Consider the following 20,061-nt stretch of genomic DNA (forward strand, 5'->3'; position numbering starts at 1 on the left):
GCATCCGAATAGGAGCGTCATCGTGACCACCAGCCTCACTGCCGACCGTCCCCGCCTGCTCGCGACGATCGCGTTCGTCCTCGGCCTCGCGACCATTGCCGGCGCCTGGGGCTCGCAGCTGTTCGGCGGGCTGGTGCCGTGCGAACTCTGCCTCGAGCAGCGCATGCCCTACTATTGGGGGCTGCCGCTGCTGGCGCTGGTGCTGATCCTGTGGCACCGGCTGCCGCGTGCCGTCTGGTATGTCGGGATCGTCCTGGTGCTCTTGACCTTCGTGTGGTCGACCTATCTCGCCGGCTATCACGCCGGGGTCGAATACGGCTTCTGGCCCGGCCCCACCGCCTGCACTGGCACCGGCGTCGATGTCAGCTTCTCCGACCTCACCAATATCAACGCCGCCCGTGTCGTGCCCTGCGACAAGATCCAGTTCAGCCTGTTCGGCGTAACGCTGGCCGGCGCCAACACGCTGATCTCGGCAGCGATCGTCCTGCTGCTCGGCACGGTTCTGCTCAAGGGCCGGAAGGCGTGAAGCTTTCCGCTACTGGGTGAGAAAGGCCGTCGCCACCTCGGTGAGGAGCGGCGACTGGATCAGGTTGTAGTGCGTGGTGCCCGGGAGGATGGCAAGCTGGCTGGCCGGACGCTGGGAGCCGTCGAACCCGGCGTCGCGCTGGCCGCCACCGAGCAGCTTCCAGAACGCCACCATGTGCTCGGGCCGGATCGAATCCGCGTCCGCGAAGACCAGCAGCGTCGGGGCCGTCATCGTCTTGATCCCCTTGGTCCAGTCGTACTCGGGCTCGTTCATTTCGCCGGACTTGCGAAACACTCGCTCCCAGTCGACGTTGGGATAGAGCTCTCCGAGCGGTGAACTGGCGAGCTGCTGTCCGTACTCCGCCGCATGGGCCGGCAATTGCCGGAAGGCCTCGCGGACTTCGGGATAGTCGTCGTCGGTGCGGTAATCTACCGAGACCGAAATCAGCTTTTCGACCAGCTCCGGGTGCCGGAACGCCACCTGCAGCGCGACGCCCGCGCCGAGCGAATAGCCCATGAAGCGCGCCTTGCCGATGCCGAGGTACTGCAGCACGGCCGCAACGTCGTCGGCCATCAGCTCGGTGGACCAAGGCTCGTCACCGTCCTTGCTGAAGCCGTGGCCGCGCATGTGAATGGCGATCACCTTGTGCGTCTTCGCCATCGCGGCGAGCGGCGTGCCGAACGTCTGGGACGGGTCGACGCCGCCATGCAGCAGCACCAGCGGCGGACCGTCGCCGTGGATCTCGTAGTAGATTTCGGCGCCGCCGACCGGGACCTTGCCCGTGCTTAAGGGGGTGCTCATCGGATCGTCTCCTGTGGTTTGGGCAATGACGGGCGCTGCGACGAGCGCCGCAGCGACAAAGGCGAGGATCACGAGGGCGCGCCTCAGCATGATAGTCCTCCTCAAATCAGTACGCTGCGAGGTGCCGCTCGAGCTTGTCGAAAGCCTGGTTGGTGCCCTCGAAGAAACCGCCCTCGATCGCGACGGCGAGATCCGCGGCGCTGTCGAACTCGGCGCGCATGGTGAAGATCGTTTCGTTGCCGAGCGCTTCGAACGTAAGGGTCGCAAGATAGGTCGGCGGCGGATTAGCCACTTCGGGCGGGCGCCACGGCCGGTAGACGATGCGTTCTGGCGCCAGGATTTCGACGAACTGGTAGCGCACCGGATGCTCGCTGCCGCCGGGCCGCCGCATGGTGACGTGCCACTCGCCGCCGGCACGGAACTCGAGCCTCGTGATAGTGGAGGTGAAATGTTCCGGGCCCCACCATTGGGCGAGCAGGTCCGGATCCTCGAAGGTGCGCCAGACCAGCTCGCGCGGCGCCTTGAGGCGGCGGCTGATGACGAACTCGCGCTGTGCGAGCGGGCCCGAAGCTGTGTCACGGTTCATGGCGCGCCTCAGTTCTTCTTGGCCGTTGCATCGGTCGCCTGCAGCCGCTCGAGCAGCCCGTCGAGCCGGTTGAGGCTCGTATCCCAGAACCTCGAGAACTCCTCGATCCAGCCGACGGCCTCGCGCAGCGGCTGCGCCTCGAGCCGGCAAGGCCGGAGCTGGGCATTGCGGCCGCGGCTGATCAGGCCCGCGCCTTCGAGCACCTTGAGGTGCTTGCAGATCGCCGGAATGCTCATCTCGAACGGCGCGGCAAGCTCCTTGACCGACGCCTCCCCATCCATCAGCCGCATCAGGATGGCGCGGCGGGTGGGATCGGCGATGGCCGACAGGGTGAGGCTGAGCTGGTCCGGTTGCACATCCGCTCCTAACCGATCGGTTAGCTAACTAATCGGTTAGATACAGTGAGGCAGGAGTGAGTGTCAACCATGCTCGCGTGCCCATCGCGGACGTCGCCGCGCTGGTCTCGGCGGCGTTCGCCCTGATGCTCGGCACAGCGCTGGCAAGGGGCCGGAACGCCTAGTCTTCGGGGAAAAGGAGCGGCTCGTGGTCGCGGGCATGATGAAGTACGTGCAGCACCTCCACCCGATCTCCGACGACGCGATAGAAAATGTTGTAGGAACCGACGACCCGCCGTCGTATTCCGCTCGCCTCGTGGCTAGGCAACAGAGCGTAGCGCAAGGCCCTGTCACCGAGCTCTGCTGAGGAGAGACGAAGTTTCCGAACTATCCGGAGGGCCAGTGCCGGACTTTCCTCGCGCAGGTATCCGGCGATCTCACGAAAGACGGCGCGCGCCCTAGCCGTGACGGCGACGCGATACTGGCTGGTCGGCATCGGTCATCGCCTGCAATTCGCCTTCGATCTCGTCGAAGACCTCGTCCAACGAATGGACACGCCCCGCCTCTGCGTCCGCGAGCCCACGAGCCAGCGCCGCATCAAGCCGCCGGAGCGCCGCCTCGCGCTCCTGCACCAGGCGAACGCCTTCGCGCAGCACTTCGCTCTTGGAGTTGTAGCGGCCGTTCTTGACCAGGTCCTCGACCACGGCCTCGAGGTTCGGCCCCAGATCTGCGCTGATTGCCATATCGGCCTCCGTCGGTACCCTACCAATAATAGTTATTGGCGCTACCGGCGTCCAGCCTTACGGCTCCAGTTCGATGTCCCAGTAGAGGTAATCGAGCCAGCTGGTGTGCAGGTGGTTGGGCGGGAAGGCCCGGCCGTTATTGTGCAGGTCATGCACGGTCGGCTGGAACGGCTCCTGCATCGGGAACATCTTGATCTCGCGCGGCAGCCGGTTGGCTTTCCTGAGATTGCACGGCGCGCAGGCCGCGACGACGTTTTCCCAGGTGGTGCGCCCACCCTTGGAACGCGGGATCACGTGATCGAAAGTCAGCTCGTCCCGGGCGCCGCAATACTGGCACTGGAATTTGTCGCGCAGGAACACGTTGAAGCGGGTGAAGGCAGGGTGCCGCGCCGGCCGCACATAATCCTTGAGCGAGACGACGCTGGGCAGCAGCATCTCGAAGCTCGGCGACTTGATCACCCGGTCGTAGTTGGAGACCACATGCACCCGATCAAGACAGATCGCCTTGATCGCGTCCTGCCAGGACCAAAGCGACAAGGGGTAGTAGCTGAGTGGCCTGTAATCGGCATTCAGCACCAGAGCAGGGCTATTCTCAAGCGACACATGTACTGTCACTTGTCGCCCCCCGAACGGGAATCGCGGCCAGTCATGATCAGCAATATTCTATGCCGACTGTGACACCCCTGTGAAGCGCGATTCGATCAGTCGATTCAGGCGTTTTGCGCCAGCATGAAGGAGGTGGCGAAATCGAGCCCGTCCGGCGCAATGCCATGCGCCGTGCCCGACGAAATGTGCAGCGAGACATCGAATCCGGCGGCCGCCAGCTCGGTCGCCGCCTGCCGGCTGAGCCCTGGATCGACCACCTGGTCGAGATCGCCGTGGATCAGCGCCACCGGCGCTTTGTCCAGCGCCGGGAACCCTTCGGCAGGAACGAAGGCGCCGGAGAACGCCACGATGCCCTTGACCGGCCGCGGCAGCGCCGTGCCGACATGCAGCGCCATCATCGCCCCCTGCGAGAAGCCGATAAGGAAGGTGTCCGCCGGCTTGATGTCGGTCTGCGTCCAGAGGTCGGTGAGAAACTCGATGATGATGGGCGCCGCATTCTTGGCGCCTTCGATGCGGCCGGCGATCCGATCCACCGCCAACGGAAACCACTCGAAGCCGAACGGGTTGCCGGCGCACGGCGTCGGCGCGTTCGGCGCAATGAACAATGCATCGGGCAGCAACGGCCCCCAATGGTGACCGAGCCCGATCAGGTCGCTGCCGTCGGCGCCATAGCCGTGCAGCAGGATCACTGCCTGCTTGGGGGCGCCACCGCTCTTGGGCGGCAGCATCGGGCCGGAGAGCTTGGCCATCAGATCGATAATCCTTCCTTGTTGCGCACGGCGCGATAGTAGCGCCACAGCAGCAATGCGGCAGTGGAGCGGTAGGGCGACCAGCGCCGCGCCATCTCGATCAAGTCCTTCACCAACGGCTTGCCGTCAAGCCCGAACGCCCACTCGGCCGCCCGCTGCAATGCGACATCGCCGGCCGGAAAGATGTCCGGATGGGCTGCCGAGAACATCAGGTAGATCTCGGCGGTCCAGGGGCCGATACCCTTGAGTTTGGTCAGCGCGGCGATCGCCTCGTCGGCCGGCAATTCAGCGAGACGTGCGAAGTCGACACTCCCCGCCGCGATCGCCTCAGCCAGCCCGCGCAGGGTCCGGTACTTGCCGCCCGATTGCCCGGCGCCGCGCACGGCCTCCTCGCTGAGCTTCAGATAGCCGATCGGATCAAGCGCGCCTTCGAGCCGGGCGAAGCGCGACCAGATCGCATCGGCGCTGGCAGTTGACACCTGCTGCCCAGTGACGATCCGCGCCAGCCCCTCAAAGCCGCCCGGCGAGCGGCGGATTTCGAATGTGCCGGCGCGCTCGGCAACGCCTCCGAGGCGCGGATCGAGCTCAATCAGGGCGCCAAGCTGGCGTTGCAGCGCCTCTGGCGTGTCGAGACGGTCTGTCAAAGAAATATCCTTACGTGCTAGCACTTTGTCATGCTCAGACCCGTCCTCCGCTTCGCCCCGAGCCCCAATGGCTTGCTGCATCTGGGGCACGCCTATTCGGCGCTGTTCACCTCGGTATGGGCCGAGGCGCTGGGTGGCCGGTTCCTCCTGCGCATCGAAGACACCGACATAACCCGAAGCAAGCCGGAATTCACCGAAGCGATCTTCGAGGACCTCGCCTGGCTCGGCCTCACCTGGGAACAGCCGGTACTGCGGCAGTCCGACCGCTTCGCCGTCTACGCGGCTGCGGCGGACCGGCTGAAAGCCCGCGACCTGCTTTATCCCTGCTTCTGTTCGCGTACCGAGTTGGCCACCCAGTCGAGCGGCACCGACCCCGACGGTGCGCCGCTCTATCCCGGCACCTGCCGGCATCTGTCTCGCGCCGAGGTGAAGCAGCGCTTTGCCGAAGGGCGCGCGGCAAACTGGCGGCTCAAGACCGACGACGCCATGGCGCTCACCGGCGTGCTGACCTACAGCGTCGCCGGCCCCACTCCCGCGGATCGACCGCAGATCCGCTATGCCCGGCCGGAGCGCTGGGGCGATGTGGTGCTGCAGCGCAAGGGCACGCCGACCAGCTATCACCTGAGCGTGGTGATCGACGACGATGCGCAGGGCGTCACCCATGTCACCCGTGGCCGCGACATGGAGCCCTCGACCGATATCCACGTGCTCCTGCAGATGCTGCTCGGCCTCACCTCGCCGCTCTACACCTTCCACAAGCTGATCCTCGATGAGGCGGGCAAAAAGCTCAGCAAATCGAAAGGCTCCACATCGCTGCGGAGCCTTCGTGACGCGGGTCGGACGGCGGAGGAGATTCGCAAGGAACTGGGGTTCTGACCGCTTAGCCGGTGCGAGCTGACCCCACCCCTGATCCCTCCTCGCAAGGGGGAGGGGACGGGGTTGGGGTCCACAGCCACCAGCCTCTGCAAACTACGCCGCCAGCTTCTCCGCCGCAAAGAACGGCGCCACCGTCGCCGCCACCGCCGCATCGAACGGCGTCGCAAAGTCCGGGCCGAGGATGGCGTCGAGCCGCGTGTCCTTGAGCTCCATCGGGTTCTCCCACAGGTAGCTCATCTTGCTGACCGCCCGCATCAGCGGGTCGACCAGGCCCACGACGTTGAACAGCACGCGCGGGAACGTGCCGACCTTGAGCTTCACCGGCGCCGCGGCCACGGCGGCGGCGGCCATCTGTTCGGGTGTCACATAGTTGCCGGCAAAGTGGAAGTTCTCGAAGGCGCCGAACTCCTTGCGGTGCCAGGCGAGCTTCTCGAAGGCCCGGCCGACATCCGGCAGATAAGCCCAGGAGTGGCCGACGCCGGGCACGCCCATCATCGCGAACTTGCCCTTCCTGGCCTCGCGCAGCATGGCGAGGTCGAACCAGTCGAACGAGCTTTCCGGCCCGTAGAAGTCCCCGGCGCGAAGGATAATCGCCTGGATGTCGCCGCGCTTCGCCGCCGCTTCGTACAGCGCCTCGACCCGCACCCGGATCTCGCCGCGCGGCGTTTGCGGATGCTGCTTGAGCTCCGGCGTCACCGTCCGGTCACCGGCCGCATAGTTATAGATATTGCCGGGGAACAGCAGCGTCTTGCCGCTCTGGCCGAGCGCCGCGATCACCCGCTGGTTCTGCGCTTCCATCCGGCCCTGATCCCACTGGTGGTAGGGCAGGTTCAGCGCGTTGACCACCACCTCGGTATCGCCGATCGCCGCACGCATCGCTTCCACATCCTCGGCGTCGCCCTTGATGAAGCGCACCCCCGCTATCGGCTGCTTGTTGGACCGCCCAAAGCCGGCGACGTCCCACCCGGCGGCGACGAATGCCCTCGCGATATGGTGGCCGACATGGCCGTTGATGCCGATGACGAGGACTTTCTGCGCGTTCATTTGCTTGCTCCTTGCTGGTGAGGAGGAAGGTAGGTGCAACATCAGCGTTGATGAATTGGACAAGATCGTACCCTTGCCATACAGAATTGAATGGCAGGAGATGCTTGAACCATGCCCGATCCCGACTGGTCGCTGTGGCGCAGCTTTGGCGCCGTCGTCGAACACGGCTCGCTCTCGGCCGCCGCCCGCGCCCTCGGCCTGAGCCAGCCGACGCTGGGCCGTCACGTCGAGGCGTTGGAGCAGGCATTGGGGATGAGCCTGTTCGAGCGGACGCTCAACGGCTTCCACGCCACCGATACGGCGCTAAAGCTCTACGAGCCGGTGCTCGCGGCGCAGCAGGCGCTGGCCGAAGCGACGCTGATCGCCGAGGGGGCGAGCGCTGCGCTCACCGGCTCGGTCCGCATCACCTCGAGCACCGTGATGTGCCACTATGTCTTGCCGCCCTTCCTCCTCGACCTGCGTCAGAGCTTCCCGCAGGTAGCGATCGAGCTGGTGCCATCGGATTCGGCCGAGAACCTGCTGTTACGCGAGGCCGATATCGCCGTCCGCATGTTCCGCCCCACCCAGCTCGAACTGATCACCAAGAAGCTCGGCGAAAGCCCGATCGTCACCTGCGCCCACGAAAGCTACATCCTGAGGCGCGGTCGGCCGGAACGGCCCGAGCAACTGGTCGAACACGACCTGATCGGCTTCGATCGCTCCGAACTGCTGATCGGCGCCGCCCGGCGCATGGGGTTCGAACTGAAGCGCAGCGATTTCATCGTCCGCACCGACAGCCAGACCAATGCCTGGGAGCTGATCAAGGCCGGCCTCGGGGTCGGCTTCGCGCAGCAGCTGCTGGTGGCAGAGACGCGCGGCATGGTGCCGCTGCTGCCGGATTTCCGCCCGCCGCCGCTGGAAGTGTGGTTGACCACGCATCGCGAACTGTTCACCAGCCGTCGCATTCGTGCCATCTATGACCGACTGGGCGAGGGCCTCAGCCGCTTCCTCGCGAGGACATTATGAACATCACCGGCATCATCACCATCGTCGCGCTCGGCGCGGTCGCCATCATCCTGTTCATGGGCTTGTGGAACATGTTCCGCGGCGGCGACCCCAATTTGAGCCAGAAGCTGATGCGCGCCCGCGTCATCGCCCAGGCCGTGGCCATCGTGGTGATCCTGGGCGCGCTCTACTTCTTCGGGCGGGGGAGCTGACCGAAAGCGCTTCGCGCGCCACGACCGCTGAGCTAGTTTCGTCGCCACTGACTCGCGACGGGACGACATGGTCAAGCTCAACAAGATCTACACCAAGACCGGCGACGACGGCACCACCGGGCTGGTCCGCGGTCCGCGCCGCTCCAAGGCTGATCTGCGTATCGAGTGCTTCGGCACCGTCGACGAAGCCAACAGCTTCATCGGCATGGCGCGGCTCCATACCGCCGCGATGCCCAAGCTCGACCGGCTGCTCGCCCGCGTCCAGAATGACCTGTTCGACCTCGGCTCCGACCTTGCCACTCCCGGCGCTGATCCGGCCGGCGCCGCGCCCTCATTGCGCATCACCGCGCAGCAGGCCGAGTGGATCGAAGAGCAGATCGACCACTACAACGAGGCGCTGAAGCCGCTGACCAGCTTCGTTCTCCCCGGCGGCACGCCGCTGGCGGTGGCGCTGCATCTGGCCCGCACCGTCACCCGTCGGGCCGAACGGCTGGTGGTCGAGCTGATCGCCGCCGAACCCGACGTCAACAATGCCGTGCTGGTCTATCTCAACCGGCTGTCGGACCTGATGTTCGTCATGGCGCGGGTGGCCAATTCCAACGGCGACAGCGACGTGCTGTGGACGCCCGGCAAGTTCGGCCACGACCAGGGGCAATCGCGCGGCTGATGTTCATCCCGCTGCACGATCGCAACCCGGTCCGGCACATCAGGTTCCCCTATGTCACCTACGCCATAATCGGGCTGAACGTCCTCGTATTCCTGATCCAGCTGGCGCATGGCAGCGGGATCAGCTTCGACGAGTTCGCGCTGAGCTACGCCGCCGTACCCGCCTACTTCCTGCAAGCCGGGGCGCCGGACCGGCTGGCCTACCTGCCCGACGGCCTGACACTCCTCACCTACGCGTTCTTCCACGCCGACTGGCTGCACCTGGGCAGCAACATGCTGTTCCTCTGGGTGTTCGGCGACAATATCGAGGACGCGCTGGGGCATGTGAAGTTCGCCGCCTTCTATCTCGCCTGCGCCGCGCTGTCTGGGCTGGTCTACATCCTCTTCGCCATGGGCACCTACACCTGGCTGATCGGCGCTTCGGGCGCCGTGGCGGGGGTGATGGGCGCCTATATCGTCCTCTACCCGCATGCCAGGGTCTATGTGCTGCTTGGGCTCACCATCCCGATCCCGTTGCCACTACCGGCGCTCTGGATGCTCGGCGCCTGGGCGGCGGTGCAGCTGTTCTACCTCGTCTTCGGCGACGCCAGCCCGGTCGCCTGGTCCGCCCATGTCGGCGGGCTGATCGTCGGGGCGGCCCTCTGCGTGCCGCTGAAACGTCGCGACGTGGCGCTGTTCGGCGGCCGCTGATCGGTAAACCATTGATTCACGATCGCACCAATCCGGCACAGGCCCGAGAAGGTTTCGTTTACGCCCCGGTCATAAAACCCCGGGGATGGACATGGATCTGACATCGCAGCTGCTTGCCGCACGTTCCCAGGGGACGCAGCATTCGATCGCCATCGCCGTGCTGAAGAAGTCGCACGAGATGGAAATGTCGCTGATCCAGATGGTCGATAGCGTGGCGCGCTCCGCTCCACCGCCCGGCCAGGGGACCAAGGTCGACAAGATCGCCTGACCAGCCGGAGGGGTGTGATGAACCTCGACACGTCGATCTATCGCATGGCCTTCCGCGAGGCCGACACCCTCGGCGTCGCGCAGGTGCTCGTCGCCAAGAAGCGCGCCGACCTCGAACACCAGATGCTGCTCAAGCAGATCAACGAAGGCTCCGCCTCCACTGGCGCCGACCTCGAGCGGGCGCTCACCGACATGGAGCAGCGCTCCGACGCGTTCGTCGGTCGCATCATCGACCGCATCGCCTGAACGGCTGTTCAGCTCTCCACCTCCCAGGGCTTTGTCCCTGAACCCCATCTGAACGGACGGGGCGCAGCCGCCCATGATTCGGCAAACTCCGCGCTTGCGGGGAGCTGTCCCATCGGGGCAGAAGCAACCGCCTTCAGCGGGGGGACGCTGAACAGGAGACTGGCCCCATGAGCAAGACGGGCTACGAGAAGATGGTATCGGGCGAGCTCTATGAAGGGCCGGACTGGGACCTGATCGAGCTGCAGGTCGAAGCGAGGAAAAAACTCGACCGCCTCAACGCCGTCCCCAACTGGGACATGGCCAACCGCACCGCGATGTTCCGCGACCAGCTCGGCAGCTTCGGCGACAGTTTCGTCCTGAGCCCCGTCACCTGGGAATACGGCAAGCACATCCATATCGGCGAGGGTGTGTTCATCAACTTCGAATGCGTGTTCCTCGACGGCGCCGAAGTCCGCATCGGCGACGGCACCGCCATTGCGCCGCGGGTGATGTTCCTGACCGCCGGCCACCCGGTCGATCCGCACGAGCGCGAGCGCCGCGATCCCAAGACCGGCAAGCTGATCGGCGCCCAGTGCATCAACAAGCCGATCAGCATCGGCAAGCACTGCTGGATCGGCGCCGGCACCATCATCGTCGGCGGCGTCAGCATCGGCGACGGCACCACCATCGGCGCCGGCAGCGTCGTCACCCGCGACATCCCCGCCGGCGTGCTGGCCGCGGGTAACCCCTGCCGGGTGATCCGCAAAGCCGACGCCAAGCCGATGCGGCAGGCGGCGAACGCGGCTTAACTCAGCGCGCTTTCACCAGAAACGCCTCAACCTCGGCGCGCGATGGCGCGCCGAGCCGGCCGCCGAACCGCGTGCACTTGATCGCCGCGGCGGCCGAAGCAAAGGCGATGACGTTGCGCATCGGCCAGCCCTCGAGCAGCCCGACCGCGAACCCGGCATGGAACACATCACCCGCCGCCAGCGTATCGATCGCTTCGATTTTCGGTGCGGGCGAATGGCGGATCCCGCCGCCCTCGCTCCACCAGCAGCCATCGGCGCCGGCCGTGACCGCGACGAAGCCGCCATGGCTGACCGCAAGCCACCCGGCCGCCTGCTCCGGGGCGTCCGCCCCGGTCACCAGCTTTGCCGCGCTCTCCGAGGCCACCACATGCGACGCCAGCGGCAACAAGCCGTCGAGCACCTCGCGCGCCGCCATGTCGGCATCGAGGATACCAGGGATACCGGCTGCCTTCGCCGCCGCCAGCGCCAGCGCCGCCGCGCCCGGCCAGCGCACGTCGGTCATCACCGCATCGATGCCACCAAGGTCAGGGGCGGCCTCCGGCGGCGCCATCAGCGTCGGATCGTAGCGCGGCACGATCATCGTACTGCCGCTGCGATCCATGAAGATCGATGAAAAGCCCGAGCGCGAACCAGCTACGCGCCGCACCCGCGAACAGTCGACGCCTTCGCCCGAGATCTGCTGCACCAGCCGGTCGCCCGTCGCATCGTGGCCGGCCGAGGCCCAGAGCGCGGCCTTGCCACCGAGCCGCACGATGCTCGCCGCCTGGGCCGCCGCCATGCCTTCGGCGACCTCGACCGCATCGAGCGGAATGACTTTGCCCGGCCCATCCGGCAGGCGATCCAGCCGGAAAATCGTGTCCATGGTCAGGGCACCGACGCAGAGGATGCGGCGCATGGGGTCAGGTTCCGATCAGCGCGTCGATGACGTTGTGACCGTCGGGCGAATCCCACTCGGCCGGTCCCTGCAGCACTGCGAGCTCGCAGCCCTTCTCGTCAAGCAGCAGCGTCGCCGGCAGCCCGATCGCCACCGCCTGCTGCTGCAGCCGCTTGAACGCATCGAAGGTCGAATCCGCGAAGAGCGGCAGGTTCTGCAGCCCTTCGTCAGCCAGGAATTTCTTCGCCTTCTCGAGCCCGCTCTCGCCGACATCGAGATTGATCGGCAGCACCATGAACTGCTCCGAATTGTACTTGGTCGCGATGGCATCGAGCGCGGGCATTTCCTCGCGGCACGGCACGCACCAACTGGCCCAGAAATTCACCAGCAGCTTCTTGCCGGCAAAGTTGCCGATCGTGGTTGGCGCGCCCGCTGCGTCCTTGAACGACATGTCGGCATAGCCGCGCCCTTCGCCGGTGCCGTTGAGCGCTGCCAGCATGCCGATCGCCGCGGCATCGATCTTCTGCCCTTTCACCACCTGCGGATCGCACTGTGTCGCCTGCGCCGGCATAAAGTTGCCAATGACGAGGGTAAGGACTAGTGCTACCGCCGCACTGATCAGGGCGACGAGCAGCACCCGCCTGGGGCGCAATCTCCGGGTCGGGGCGGGGCTTTGGTCGGTCATAGTGCTACCGTTGGAGTTGAGATGAGCAATCGCATGTGGGGCGGCCGTTTTGCGACCGGGCCCGACGCCATCATGGAAGAGATCAACGCCTCCATCGGCTTCGATCAGCGGCTCTACAAGCAGGACATCGCCGGCTCTATCGCACACGCCACCATGCTGGCGGAAGTGGGCATCCTGACCCAGGCGGATCGCGACGCGATCATCACCGGCCTAAAGACCGTGCTCGACGAGATCGAGACAAACAAGTTCACGTTCTCGCGTTCGCTCGAAGACATTCACATGAATGTCGAGAGCCGGCTGAAGGAGGTGATCGGCGACGCCGCCGGGCGCCTCCACACCGCCCGCTCGCGCAACGACCAGGTGGCAACCGATTTCCGCCTCTATGTCCGCGACGCCATCGACACGCTGCTGGTGCAGGTGAAGACCCTGCAGCTGGCGCTGGTGAAACGGGCCGAGGAAGAAGTCGCCACCATCATGCCCGGCTTCACCCACCTGCAGAACGCCCAGCCGGTGACCTTCGGCCACCACCTGCTCGCCTATGTGGAAATGCTCGGCCGCGACTACGGCCGCTTCGAAGATGCGCGCAAGCGCCTCAACGAAAGCCCTCTTGGCTCGGCCGCGCTGGCCGGTACCCCCTACCCGATCGACCGCGACATGACCGCCAAGGCGCTCGGCTTCGATCGCCCCACTGCCAACTCGCTCGACGCCGTTTCCGATCGTGACTTCATCCTCGAAACGCTCAGCGCCGCCAGCCTCTGCGCCATGCACCTCAGTCGCTTCGCCGAGGAACTGGTGATCTGGTCCTCGTCGCAGTTCGGCTTCGTCAAGCTCAGCGACAAGTTCACCACCGGCTCGTCGATCATGCCGCAGAAGCGCAACCCCGATGCCGCCGAGCTGATCCGCGCCAAGGTGGGCCGCATCATGGGCGCGCTGACCAGCCTGCTGATCGTCATGAAGGGCCTGCCGCTCGCCTATTCCAAGGACATGCAGGAAGACAAGGAAGTCGCCTTCGACGCGCTGGATAGTCTGTCACTGTCGCTCGCCGCGATGACCGGCATGGTCGAGGATCTGAAGGCCAACCGCGACAAGATGCGCGCCTCGGCCAATGCCGGCTTCTCCACCGCCACCGATATCGCCGACTGGCTGGTCAAACAGGCCAATATCCCGTTCCGCGAGGCCCACCACATCACCGGGCAGATCGTGGCGCTGGCCGAGCAGAAGGGCATGACCCTCGATGGCCTCACCATTGAGGACTTCAAGTTCATCGACCACCGCATCGACAGCCGCATCCACAAGGTGCTGAGCGTCGAGAGCTCGGTTGCCGCCCGCAAGAGCTATGGCGGCACCGCGCCGGAAAACGTCGCGTTGCAGGCCGCCCGCTGGAAGGAACTCCTGACCGGCGTGAAATCCGAACCGGTCAGCGTGAAGAAATCCGGCGGTCACGGCGACGGCGGGGTGGAGTAGGCTCCGGCGATGCCGCGCAAGCCCCGCCCCCTGCACCTCACTGCCGACCATGTCGCCCGCATCCCGGTGATCGAGGATCCGGGGCAGCCGAACTACCCCGGTATCCGCCCGGCGACCGATGCCGACTACGATGCTGAGGTTGCACGCATCATGGATACGGCGCCCGAAGGCGATTTCTGGATCTTTGCCTTAAGCTCGCTGATCTGGAACCCGGCCACCGAGTTCGACCAGCAGCGCATCGCCGTCGCCAGCGGCTGGCACCGCAACTTCTGCTTGTTCGACCAGCGGTATAGAGGCAACCCCAAACAGCCGGGCCTGATGCTCTGCCTCGATCGGGGCGGCAGTTGCCGCAGCGTCGCCTATCGCATCCCCGCTGGGACCATCAAAGCCAACATGGACAAGCTGGTGCGCCGCGAGATGAGCATGGTGCCCAATGCCTTCCCCGGACGCTGGATCAAGGTCACGACCGCCGAGGGCCCGCTCACCGCCCTCGCATTCGCTATCAACCGCAAAAGCACCCGCTATATCGGTGGTCTTACCTTGGCGGAGCGTGCCGACCGGCTGGCGCAGGCCCACGGCTGGAAGGGCTCGATGGCCGAGTATGTGCTTTCGACCGTGACGAAGCTTGAGGAGTACGGCATCCACGACCGGAACCTCTGGGCCATCCAGAAGCTGGTGGCGGAACGGATCGAGCATCACTGGCCGGCACAGGCCTAGCCCGATGGCGACGGGTGCCATCATCATCCCCAATCGGCCCCATCAATAACTCCAGCTTCCGCTGCCCAGCGTTTTCGCCTAGAGCTTCGCCCGGATTTCGTAGGGGCGCAGGACCTTGGTGCATCACTTCCAGTATCGCGACGACCGGCTGTTCGCCGAGGAGGTCGACCTCACCGCCCTCGCCGGTAAGGTGGGCACGCCGTTTTACGTCTATTCGGCCGCGACGCTGCGCCGCCACGTGCAGGTGATGCGCGATGCCTTCAAGGGTATCGACACGCTGGTCGCGTACGCCATGAAGGCCAACTCCAACCAGGCGGTGATCAAGCTCATCGCCAAGGAAGGCGCCGGCGCCGACGTGGTGTCGGGCGGCGAACTCGAGCGCGCCATTGCCGCCGGAGTGCCGGCCAACCGCATCGTTTTCTCCGGCGTCGGCAAGACCTTCGCCGAGATGCGCCGGGCGCTCGAAGTCGGGATCAAGTGCTTCAATCTGGAGAGCGAGCCGGAGCTCGAGCGGCTGAGCGACGTCGCCGTCTCCATGGGCATGACAGCACCGGTCTCGGTGCGCATCAACCCCGACGTCGATGCCGGCACGCACAAGAAGATTTCGACCGGCAAGGCCGAGAACAAGTTCGGCATCCCGTTCGCGCGGGCCCGCGAGGTCTATGCCCGCATCGCGGCGCTGCCCGGGGTGCGCGCCGTCGGCGTCGACATGCATATCGGCAGCCAGATCACCGACATGACGCCGTTCGACAACGCCTTCGCGCTGCTCGCCGAACTGGTGCGCGACCTCAAGGCCGCCGGGCACGATATCCGCCACGCCGATGTCGGCGGCGGCCTCGGCATCCCCTATCACCACGACGAGGACGCCCCGCCGGCGCCGCCCGCCTATGCGGAGATCGTCAGGAAGCATATCGGTCCGCTCGGCGTGTCGCTGGTGCTGGAGCCCGGCCGGCTGATCGTCGGCAATGCCGGCATCCTCGTCACCAAGGTCGAGTACGTGAAGGAAGGCGGCAAGACCTTCGTCATCGTCGACGCGGCGATGAACGACCTGATCCGCCCCACCCTCTACGAGGCGCATCACGACATCCAGCCGGTGGTGCATTCCAACCTGGCGCAGATCACCGCCGACGTGGTTGGCCCGGTCTGCGAGACCGGCGATTTCATCGCCCAGGATAGGAAGATGGAAGGCGTAAAGGAAGGCGACCTGCTCGCCGTGATGTCGGCCGGCGCCTATGGCGCGGTGATGGCCTCGACCTACAACTCGCGCCCGCTGGTGCCCGAAGTGCTGGTCGACGGCGACAAGTGGCACGTCATCCGCCCACGCAAGTCGATCGCCGAACTGATCGCCCTGGACAGCGTGCCGGACTGGGTGTGATCAGCCGCCGAGGCGGTTCAACCGGAACGTCGGCGATCGAGATACCGGTCGGGATGTTCCACTCACCTCGCCTCCCCACGGGTGTCATCCCAGCGAAAGCTGGGACCCAACTATCGGCTGGTGCAGACGGTGAAATGGGTCCCTGCTTTCGCAGGGATGACATCGCGTTGGCGGAGCAACCAATGCCCCAAAACGTGAAGCAACCTACACCAGCCACGCCGCCAGCACCGGCGCCAGCACCGAGGTCAGCACTGCGTTGAGCCCCATGGCGATGCCGGCAAAGGTGCCGGCCACCGGGTCGACCGCGAAGGCGCGCGCCGTGCCGATGCCGTGCGAGGCGAGCCCCACCGAAAAGCCGCGCGCCGCGTAGTCGGTGATCTTCAAGGCGTTCATGATCGGCGTCACCAGCACCGCGCCGGTGACCCCGGTCAGCACCACCAGCACGGCGGTGAGCGAGGGTGAGCCGCCGATCTGCTCGGCAATGCCCATGGCGACACCCGCCGTCACCGATTTCGGCACCAGCGCAAGCAGCACGTCCGGCGGCAGCCCGAACAGCCGGCCCAGGAGCACCACCGAGACGATCGCCGTCACCGAACCCGCCAGCAGCGCGCCGAGCAGCGGCAACAGGTTCTCCATCACGATCTTGCGGTTGGTTACCAGCGGCACGGCGATGGCGACGATCGCCGGCCCGAGCAGGAAATGCACGAACTGCGCACCTTCGAAATAGCGCCCATAGGGTGTGCCGGTAGCCAGCAGCACCGCGCCGACCGCGATGATCGACAGCAGCACCGGATTGACCAGCGGGTTGCGGCCCGATTTCAGCGCCAGCCAGTCCGCCCCGACCCAGACGCACAGCGTCACTGTCAGCCACAGCAGCGGCGTCGAGCTGAGATAGACCCAAAGCGCAAACGGATCGTTCATGGCCGCCTCCCCGTCCAGCGTTTCACGGCAAGGAACGCCCCGACCGTCGCCAGCATGGTGAGCACCGCCGAAATGATCAGCGTCAGGACGATCCCCACGCCATAGTCGCCGAGCAGCCCCAGTTGCTGCACGACGCCGACCCCGGTCGGCACGAACAACAGCCCCAGCCCGCCGACGAGGAAGGTGGTGACCTTGTCGAGCAGCGTGCCCTTGAGATCCGGTCGGCGCTGCACCCACACCAGCAGCACGATGGCGAGGAGGATCAGCCCGACCACCGGGCCGGGCATCGGCAGAGCCAGCGAGCGCGCCAGGATTTCGCCGCCGAGCTGACAGGCGAGCAGCAATGCGAGAATGGCAATCATGCCTGGACTATCGAACCGGATTCCGGCCCATGCAAGCTGCTGACAGCCCCTGTCAGTACGCCTCGGTTAGGTTATGCGTATCCAAGGAGGCGCTGATGACGAACACCCTGACCGACCGCCAGCTCAACCGCGCCACCCTCGCCCGCCAGATGCTGCTCGAGCGCAGCGACATCTCGATCACCGAGACCATTGCCTGGCTGCTCGGCATGCAGGCGCAGCAGACCCACGATCCCTATATCGGCCTGTGGTCCCGATTGAACGGCTTCACCCACGAAGCCCTGACAGCGCTGATCATCGACCGCGCCCTGGCTCGTGCCACCACCATGCGCGGCACGCTGCACCTCCACACCACCGACGACCTGATCGGCATCCGTGCCCTGGTGCAGCCATTTCTGCGGTCGGTTTGGCAGAGCAATTTCCGGAAGCGATTCGGCGACAATGACGAAGCCCAGGTTCTCGCGCTGGCGCGAGAACTGCTCGATGCCGAGCCGATGACGGCCGGCCAGCTCGGCAAGCGCCTCGCCGAGCGCTTCCCCACCGCCGAGCCGCTGGCGATGACCATGCTGCTGCAAACCTCGGATGCGCTGATCCAGATTCCGCCAACCCGCATCTGGGGCTCCGGCCATGCACCGCTGCTGACCCGCATCGGCAACTGGCTGCCGGCGCCCTATGAGCGCCCGATCGCCCGCGAAACCCTGGTCCGCCGTTACCTCGCGGCCTATGGCCCGGCCAGCGTCGCCGACATGCAGAGCTGGTCGCGGCTCACCAAGCTGAGCGAGGTGTTCGAGGCGCTCCGACCCGAGCTGGTCAGCTTCATCGCCCCCGACGGCCGGGAACTGTTCGACCTGCCAGACGCACCGCGCCCCGATGCCGATACGCCCGCGCCGATCCGCTTCATGCCGTTGTTCGAAAATGCCTTCCTCGGCTACGACAACCGCAGCCGCGTGCTCGCCGAAGACGACGAGAAACGCGGCGACTTCCTGCACGACGCGAAGCCGTCGGTGCTGGTCGACGGCATCATCTCCGCCGCCTGGGCGATCGACAACAAGAAGGGCGCAGCGGTGCTCACCGTCACGCCCTACCACCAGCTCAGGAAAAAGGACGTCGCCGAGATCGAGCGCGAGGGCCTGAAGTTCCTGCGCTTCATGGAGGAGAAGGCCGAGACGTTCGACGTCCGCGTGCAGGAGGTGCCAGCCTGAGACTCGCCGGTGTCCGACACCTCGATGGTTCGGCTCAAGAGCCCCGCTCCCCTGAGGGGAGAGGGTAGTGCAGCAAGGACCGCGAGGTCGGTAGCGGAACTAGGGTGAGGGGTTCAGCTTCGCAGCGAGCGCGTATTGCACCGCTTCACCCCTCATCCGGCGCTTCGCGCCACCTCCCGGCGAGGGCTACGCCCTCGTCCGGTTCCCCTGAGGGGAGAAGCGACCGGGGGATGACGTTGGGACTATGGGCCCCGCCTTCACCCCATCATCGCCTGACGTGCCAAAGAGATAATCTCCGGCGGCCGGCCGGCAAGGGCGTCGTCCACCTTTTCCAGCACCTGCGCCAGCGTGAAGGGTTTCGGGATCACGTCATAGATCAGTTGGTCGAGGCCGTGCGCGCGTTCGCGCTGGTCGGCAAAGCCGGTCATCAGCATGATGGTGACCTCGGGCCAGGCCGAGGCGACGTTGAGCGCCAGCGCGATGCCATCCATGACGGGCATCTTGATGTCGGAGAGCAACAGGTCGAAGCGCCCCTGCTCGTCCTGCATGACCTCGGCGGCGAGCCCGCCATCCTCGGCTTCCACCACATCGTGGCCCATGTGAGCGAGGGCGCGCGAGACGAACGCCCGCACTCCATCATCGTCTTCGGCAAGCAGAATTCTGGCCATCAGTGTACCGTCTCTTCAATAATTTCCTTGGTCGCCACGGGCGGTATCGCCGCGACGTTCTGCCGGCTCGAGGCAAAGCCCAGCCGCAGCTGCGTCGCGCCCTTGGGCGGCGACGCCAGTTCGGCGGAAAAGGCCACGGCCTCGCCCGGCTCGACATCGGGAGCCGGCGGCATGACGCTCCACTGGTAGAGCGGCGCGCCTTGCGCATCGAGGAGGCTCACCACCACCGGCGGCACCACGACGCGGCGCGCTTCGACGCCGTGGATGGTGGCGGTGACGCTGATCACGTCGCTGTCGCCGCGCCGGCTCATCACCGTCGAAACGTCCGAAAATTCCAGGCCGACGACGTTCACGCCCATGCCGAGGGCCGAATAGACCCCCGCCATCGAAGGCGCCAGCTTGACGATCTCGGTGCGAAACAGCAGCCCACCGGCCACCACGGCCACCAGCAGGCAGACCGCACCGATGCGGATCACCCGGAACAGCTTCGCCGCCGGCAGCCGGCGCGCCACCGCGCGCTGCCGTTTCTCCAGTTTGCCGTTGGCCGCGCGTTCGGCCGCCGTGGGCTTTGCTGCAGGTTCGGGAGCCGGTGTCTGCTCTGCCGTTTTCGGGGCGATGGCGGCTTTGATCTCGGCGATCGAGCGCACCACTTCGGGCGGCGGCGCTCCATCAGGCATCACCCCGCGCAGCGAAGCGGGGATTTCGGCGATGCCGGTGCGATGTTCGATCGCCTTGAACTCGCGGTCGAGCGCCTCTTCCTCGGTCGGGGTGAACAGCTTGTCGTCGTCGGGCGGCGCCATCTGCGCTTCCGCCATCCAGGCCTTGCCGCAATGCGCGCAGCTGACCTGTCGGCCGCGCGGCCCGAGCGTTTCGGGCGGCACCTGGTAGCGCGTGCCGCAATGGGGGCAGGCGATGACGACCGTCGCTGGCTGGGGTGAACGCATGGGCGAAAGCTAGCGGCGCCGGGTTAAGTTTCCTCAAACCCGAACGTCGAAACTGCCGCAGCCGAGGCGTTGGCCGACCAAGATTTGGG

Annotated in this window: 28 protein-coding genes; 13 read left to right on the forward strand and 15 right to left on the reverse strand. The window is 66.0% G+C overall.

Annotated elements, in window-relative coordinates:
- Nucleotides 1–22 precede the first annotated feature (22 nt).
- The gene (locus tag AC1ROK_RS20135) at nucleotides 23–526 is read left to right on the forward strand and encodes a disulfide bond formation protein B (RefSeq protein WP_492850204.1); all 504 of its coding nucleotides are present in this window, start codon (nucleotides 23–25) and stop codon (nucleotides 524–526) included.
- 9 nt (nucleotides 527–535) lie between these two features.
- Here the strand turns inward: AC1ROK_RS20135 and AC1ROK_RS20140 are convergent, their stop codons facing one another.
- From AC1ROK_RS20140 to AC1ROK_RS20175, 8 genes are all read right to left on the reverse strand, one after another.
- The gene (locus tag AC1ROK_RS20140; RefSeq protein WP_492850206.1) at nucleotides 536–1,417 is read right to left on the reverse strand and encodes an alpha/beta fold hydrolase; all 882 of its coding nucleotides are present in this window, start codon (nucleotides 1,415–1,417) and stop codon (nucleotides 536–538) included.
- Between the two features lie 16 nt (nucleotides 1,418–1,433).
- Nucleotides 1,434–1,913 (reverse strand): SRPBCC domain-containing protein, encoded by a 480-nt coding sequence (locus AC1ROK_RS20145; protein WP_492850208.1) that lies wholly within the window; start codon nucleotides 1,911–1,913, stop codon nucleotides 1,434–1,436.
- A gap of 8 nt (nucleotides 1,914–1,921) precedes the next feature.
- Nucleotides 1,922–2,269, reverse strand: a complete 348-nt coding sequence (locus AC1ROK_RS20150) for an ArsR/SmtB family transcription factor (protein ID WP_492850210.1) — start codon at nucleotides 2,267–2,269, stop codon at nucleotides 1,922–1,924.
- A gap of 160 nt (nucleotides 2,270–2,429) precedes the next feature.
- The gene (locus tag AC1ROK_RS20155) at nucleotides 2,430–2,744 is read right to left on the reverse strand and encodes a type II toxin-antitoxin system RelE/ParE family toxin (protein WP_492850212.1); all 315 of its coding nucleotides are present in this window, start codon (nucleotides 2,742–2,744) and stop codon (nucleotides 2,430–2,432) included.
- A complete protein-coding gene (locus AC1ROK_RS20160) occupies nucleotides 2,707–2,991 on the reverse strand; it encodes a type II toxin-antitoxin system ParD family antitoxin (RefSeq protein ID WP_492850214.1) in 285 nt (94 codons plus the stop codon). The genes AC1ROK_RS20155 and AC1ROK_RS20160 overlap by 38 nt, the downstream gene beginning before the upstream one ends.
- Before the next feature lie 57 nt (nucleotides 2,992–3,048).
- Entirely contained in the window at nucleotides 3,049–3,606 is a 558-nt protein-coding gene (locus AC1ROK_RS20165) for an HNH endonuclease (protein ID WP_492850216.1), read from the reverse strand.
- Nucleotides 3,607–3,701: 95 nt separating this feature from the next.
- Nucleotides 3,702–4,346 carry an alpha/beta hydrolase gene (locus tag AC1ROK_RS20170; RefSeq protein ID WP_492850218.1) on the reverse strand — a complete coding sequence of 215 codons (645 nt, stop codon included), beginning with the start codon at nucleotides 4,344–4,346 and terminating at the stop codon, nucleotides 3,702–3,704.
- A complete protein-coding gene (locus AC1ROK_RS20175) occupies nucleotides 4,346–4,990 on the reverse strand; it encodes a DNA-3-methyladenine glycosylase family protein (protein ID WP_492850220.1) in 645 nt (214 codons plus the stop codon). The genes AC1ROK_RS20170 and AC1ROK_RS20175 overlap by 1 nt, the downstream gene beginning before the upstream one ends.
- A 30-nt stretch (nucleotides 4,991–5,020) precedes the next feature.
- On the opposite strand from AC1ROK_RS20175, the gene gluQRS reads away from it, so the two are divergent.
- The gene (gene gluQRS / locus AC1ROK_RS20180; protein ID WP_492850221.1) at nucleotides 5,021–5,866 is read left to right on the forward strand and encodes a tRNA glutamyl-Q(34) synthetase GluQRS; all 846 of its coding nucleotides are present in this window, start codon (nucleotides 5,021–5,023) and stop codon (nucleotides 5,864–5,866) included.
- A 93-nt stretch (nucleotides 5,867–5,959) separates the two neighbouring features.
- Here the strand turns inward: gluQRS and AC1ROK_RS20185 are convergent, their stop codons facing one another.
- Nucleotides 5,960–6,910, reverse strand: a complete 951-nt coding sequence (locus tag AC1ROK_RS20185; protein WP_492850223.1) for an NAD-dependent epimerase/dehydratase family protein — start codon at nucleotides 6,908–6,910, stop codon at nucleotides 5,960–5,962.
- A 111-nt stretch (nucleotides 6,911–7,021) separates the two neighbouring features.
- Here AC1ROK_RS20185 and AC1ROK_RS20190 point away from each other — a divergent pair, with 111 nt between their 5' ends.
- The 7 genes from AC1ROK_RS20190 to AC1ROK_RS20220 all read left to right on the forward strand — a co-directional run bounded on the left by AC1ROK_RS20190 (nucleotide 7,022) and on the right by AC1ROK_RS20220 (nucleotide 10,763).
- Nucleotides 7,022–7,915, forward strand: coding sequence for a LysR family transcriptional regulator (locus AC1ROK_RS20190; RefSeq protein WP_492850225.1), 894 nt, complete (start codon nucleotides 7,022–7,024; stop codon nucleotides 7,913–7,915).
- The gene (locus tag AC1ROK_RS20195; protein ID WP_492850227.1) at nucleotides 7,912–8,106 is read left to right on the forward strand and encodes a twin transmembrane helix small protein; all 195 of its coding nucleotides are present in this window, start codon (nucleotides 7,912–7,914) and stop codon (nucleotides 8,104–8,106) included. The genes AC1ROK_RS20190 and AC1ROK_RS20195 overlap by 4 nt, the downstream gene beginning before the upstream one ends.
- Before the next feature lie 67 nt (nucleotides 8,107–8,173).
- The gene (locus tag AC1ROK_RS20200) at nucleotides 8,174–8,773 is read left to right on the forward strand and encodes a cob(I)yrinic acid a,c-diamide adenosyltransferase (RefSeq protein ID WP_492850229.1); all 600 of its coding nucleotides are present in this window, start codon (nucleotides 8,174–8,176) and stop codon (nucleotides 8,771–8,773) included.
- The gene (locus tag AC1ROK_RS20205) at nucleotides 8,773–9,462 is read left to right on the forward strand and encodes a rhomboid family intramembrane serine protease (protein ID WP_492850231.1); all 690 of its coding nucleotides are present in this window, start codon (nucleotides 8,773–8,775) and stop codon (nucleotides 9,460–9,462) included. The genes AC1ROK_RS20200 and AC1ROK_RS20205 overlap by 1 nt, the downstream gene beginning before the upstream one ends.
- Nucleotides 9,463–9,553: 91 nt before the next feature.
- Nucleotides 9,554–9,730 carry a hypothetical protein gene (locus AC1ROK_RS20210; protein WP_492850233.1) on the forward strand — a complete coding sequence of 59 codons (177 nt, stop codon included), beginning with the start codon at nucleotides 9,554–9,556 and terminating at the stop codon, nucleotides 9,728–9,730.
- 17 nt (nucleotides 9,731–9,747) lie between these two features.
- On the forward strand, nucleotides 9,748–9,975 hold the full coding sequence (locus tag AC1ROK_RS20215; RefSeq protein ID WP_492850235.1) for a hypothetical protein: 228 nt from the start codon (nucleotides 9,748–9,750) through the stop codon (nucleotides 9,973–9,975).
- A 167-nt stretch (nucleotides 9,976–10,142) separates the two neighbouring features.
- Nucleotides 10,143–10,763, forward strand: a complete 621-nt coding sequence (locus AC1ROK_RS20220; protein ID WP_492850237.1) for a sugar O-acetyltransferase — start codon at nucleotides 10,143–10,145, stop codon at nucleotides 10,761–10,763.
- A gap of 1 nt (nucleotide 10,764) precedes the next feature.
- Here AC1ROK_RS20220 and AC1ROK_RS20225 read toward each other — a convergent pair whose 3' ends face one another.
- Both AC1ROK_RS20225 and AC1ROK_RS20230 read right to left on the reverse strand, forming a co-directional pair.
- Nucleotides 10,765–11,658, reverse strand: coding sequence for a PfkB family carbohydrate kinase (locus tag AC1ROK_RS20225; protein WP_492850239.1), 894 nt, complete (start codon nucleotides 11,656–11,658; stop codon nucleotides 10,765–10,767).
- Between the two features lie 4 nt (nucleotides 11,659–11,662).
- The gene (locus AC1ROK_RS20230) at nucleotides 11,663–12,322 is read right to left on the reverse strand and encodes a TlpA disulfide reductase family protein (protein ID WP_492850241.1); all 660 of its coding nucleotides are present in this window, start codon (nucleotides 12,320–12,322) and stop codon (nucleotides 11,663–11,665) included.
- A gap of 21 nt (nucleotides 12,323–12,343) precedes the next feature.
- On the opposite strand from AC1ROK_RS20230, the gene argH reads away from it, so the two are divergent.
- The 3 genes from argH to lysA all read left to right on the forward strand — a co-directional run bounded on the left by argH (nucleotide 12,344) and on the right by lysA (nucleotide 15,878).
- Entirely contained in the window at nucleotides 12,344–13,786 is a 1,443-nt protein-coding gene (gene argH, locus AC1ROK_RS20235) for an argininosuccinate lyase (RefSeq protein WP_492850243.1), read from the forward strand.
- A gap of 9 nt (nucleotides 13,787–13,795) precedes the next feature.
- Entirely contained in the window at nucleotides 13,796–14,503 is a 708-nt protein-coding gene (locus tag AC1ROK_RS20240; RefSeq protein ID WP_492850245.1) for a gamma-glutamylcyclotransferase, read from the forward strand.
- 118 nt (nucleotides 14,504–14,621) lie between these two features.
- A complete protein-coding gene (lysA, locus tag AC1ROK_RS20245; RefSeq protein WP_492850674.1) occupies nucleotides 14,622–15,878 on the forward strand; it encodes a diaminopimelate decarboxylase in 1,257 nt (418 codons plus the stop codon).
- A 204-nt stretch (nucleotides 15,879–16,082) separates the two neighbouring features.
- Here the strand turns inward: lysA and AC1ROK_RS20250 are convergent, their stop codons facing one another.
- Both AC1ROK_RS20250 and AC1ROK_RS20255 read right to left on the reverse strand, forming a co-directional pair.
- On the reverse strand, nucleotides 16,083–16,799 hold the full coding sequence (locus AC1ROK_RS20250; protein WP_492850247.1) for an LrgB family protein: 717 nt from the start codon (nucleotides 16,797–16,799) through the stop codon (nucleotides 16,083–16,085).
- Nucleotides 16,796–17,161, reverse strand: a complete 366-nt coding sequence (locus tag AC1ROK_RS20255; protein WP_492850249.1) for a CidA/LrgA family protein — start codon at nucleotides 17,159–17,161, stop codon at nucleotides 16,796–16,798. Before AC1ROK_RS20255 ends, AC1ROK_RS20250 begins: the two co-directional genes overlap by 4 nt.
- Before the next feature lie 95 nt (nucleotides 17,162–17,256).
- Here AC1ROK_RS20255 and AC1ROK_RS20260 point away from each other — a divergent pair, with 95 nt between their 5' ends.
- Nucleotides 17,257–18,360, forward strand: a complete 1,104-nt coding sequence (locus AC1ROK_RS20260; protein ID WP_492850251.1) for a winged helix DNA-binding domain-containing protein — start codon at nucleotides 17,257–17,259, stop codon at nucleotides 18,358–18,360.
- A gap of 257 nt (nucleotides 18,361–18,617) precedes the next feature.
- On the opposite strand, the gene AC1ROK_RS20265 is transcribed toward AC1ROK_RS20260, so the two are convergent.
- A complete protein-coding gene (locus AC1ROK_RS20265) occupies nucleotides 18,618–19,028 on the reverse strand; it encodes a response regulator (protein ID WP_055046531.1) in 411 nt (136 codons plus the stop codon).
- Entirely contained in the window at nucleotides 19,028–19,972 is a 945-nt protein-coding gene (locus tag AC1ROK_RS20270) for an MJ0042-type zinc finger domain-containing protein (RefSeq protein ID WP_492850253.1), read from the reverse strand. The genes AC1ROK_RS20265 and AC1ROK_RS20270 overlap by 1 nt, the downstream gene beginning before the upstream one ends.
- Nucleotides 19,973–20,061: the final 89 nt, after the last annotated feature.

Source organism: Devosia sp. GW821-FHT12F11, assembly GCF_058806655.1.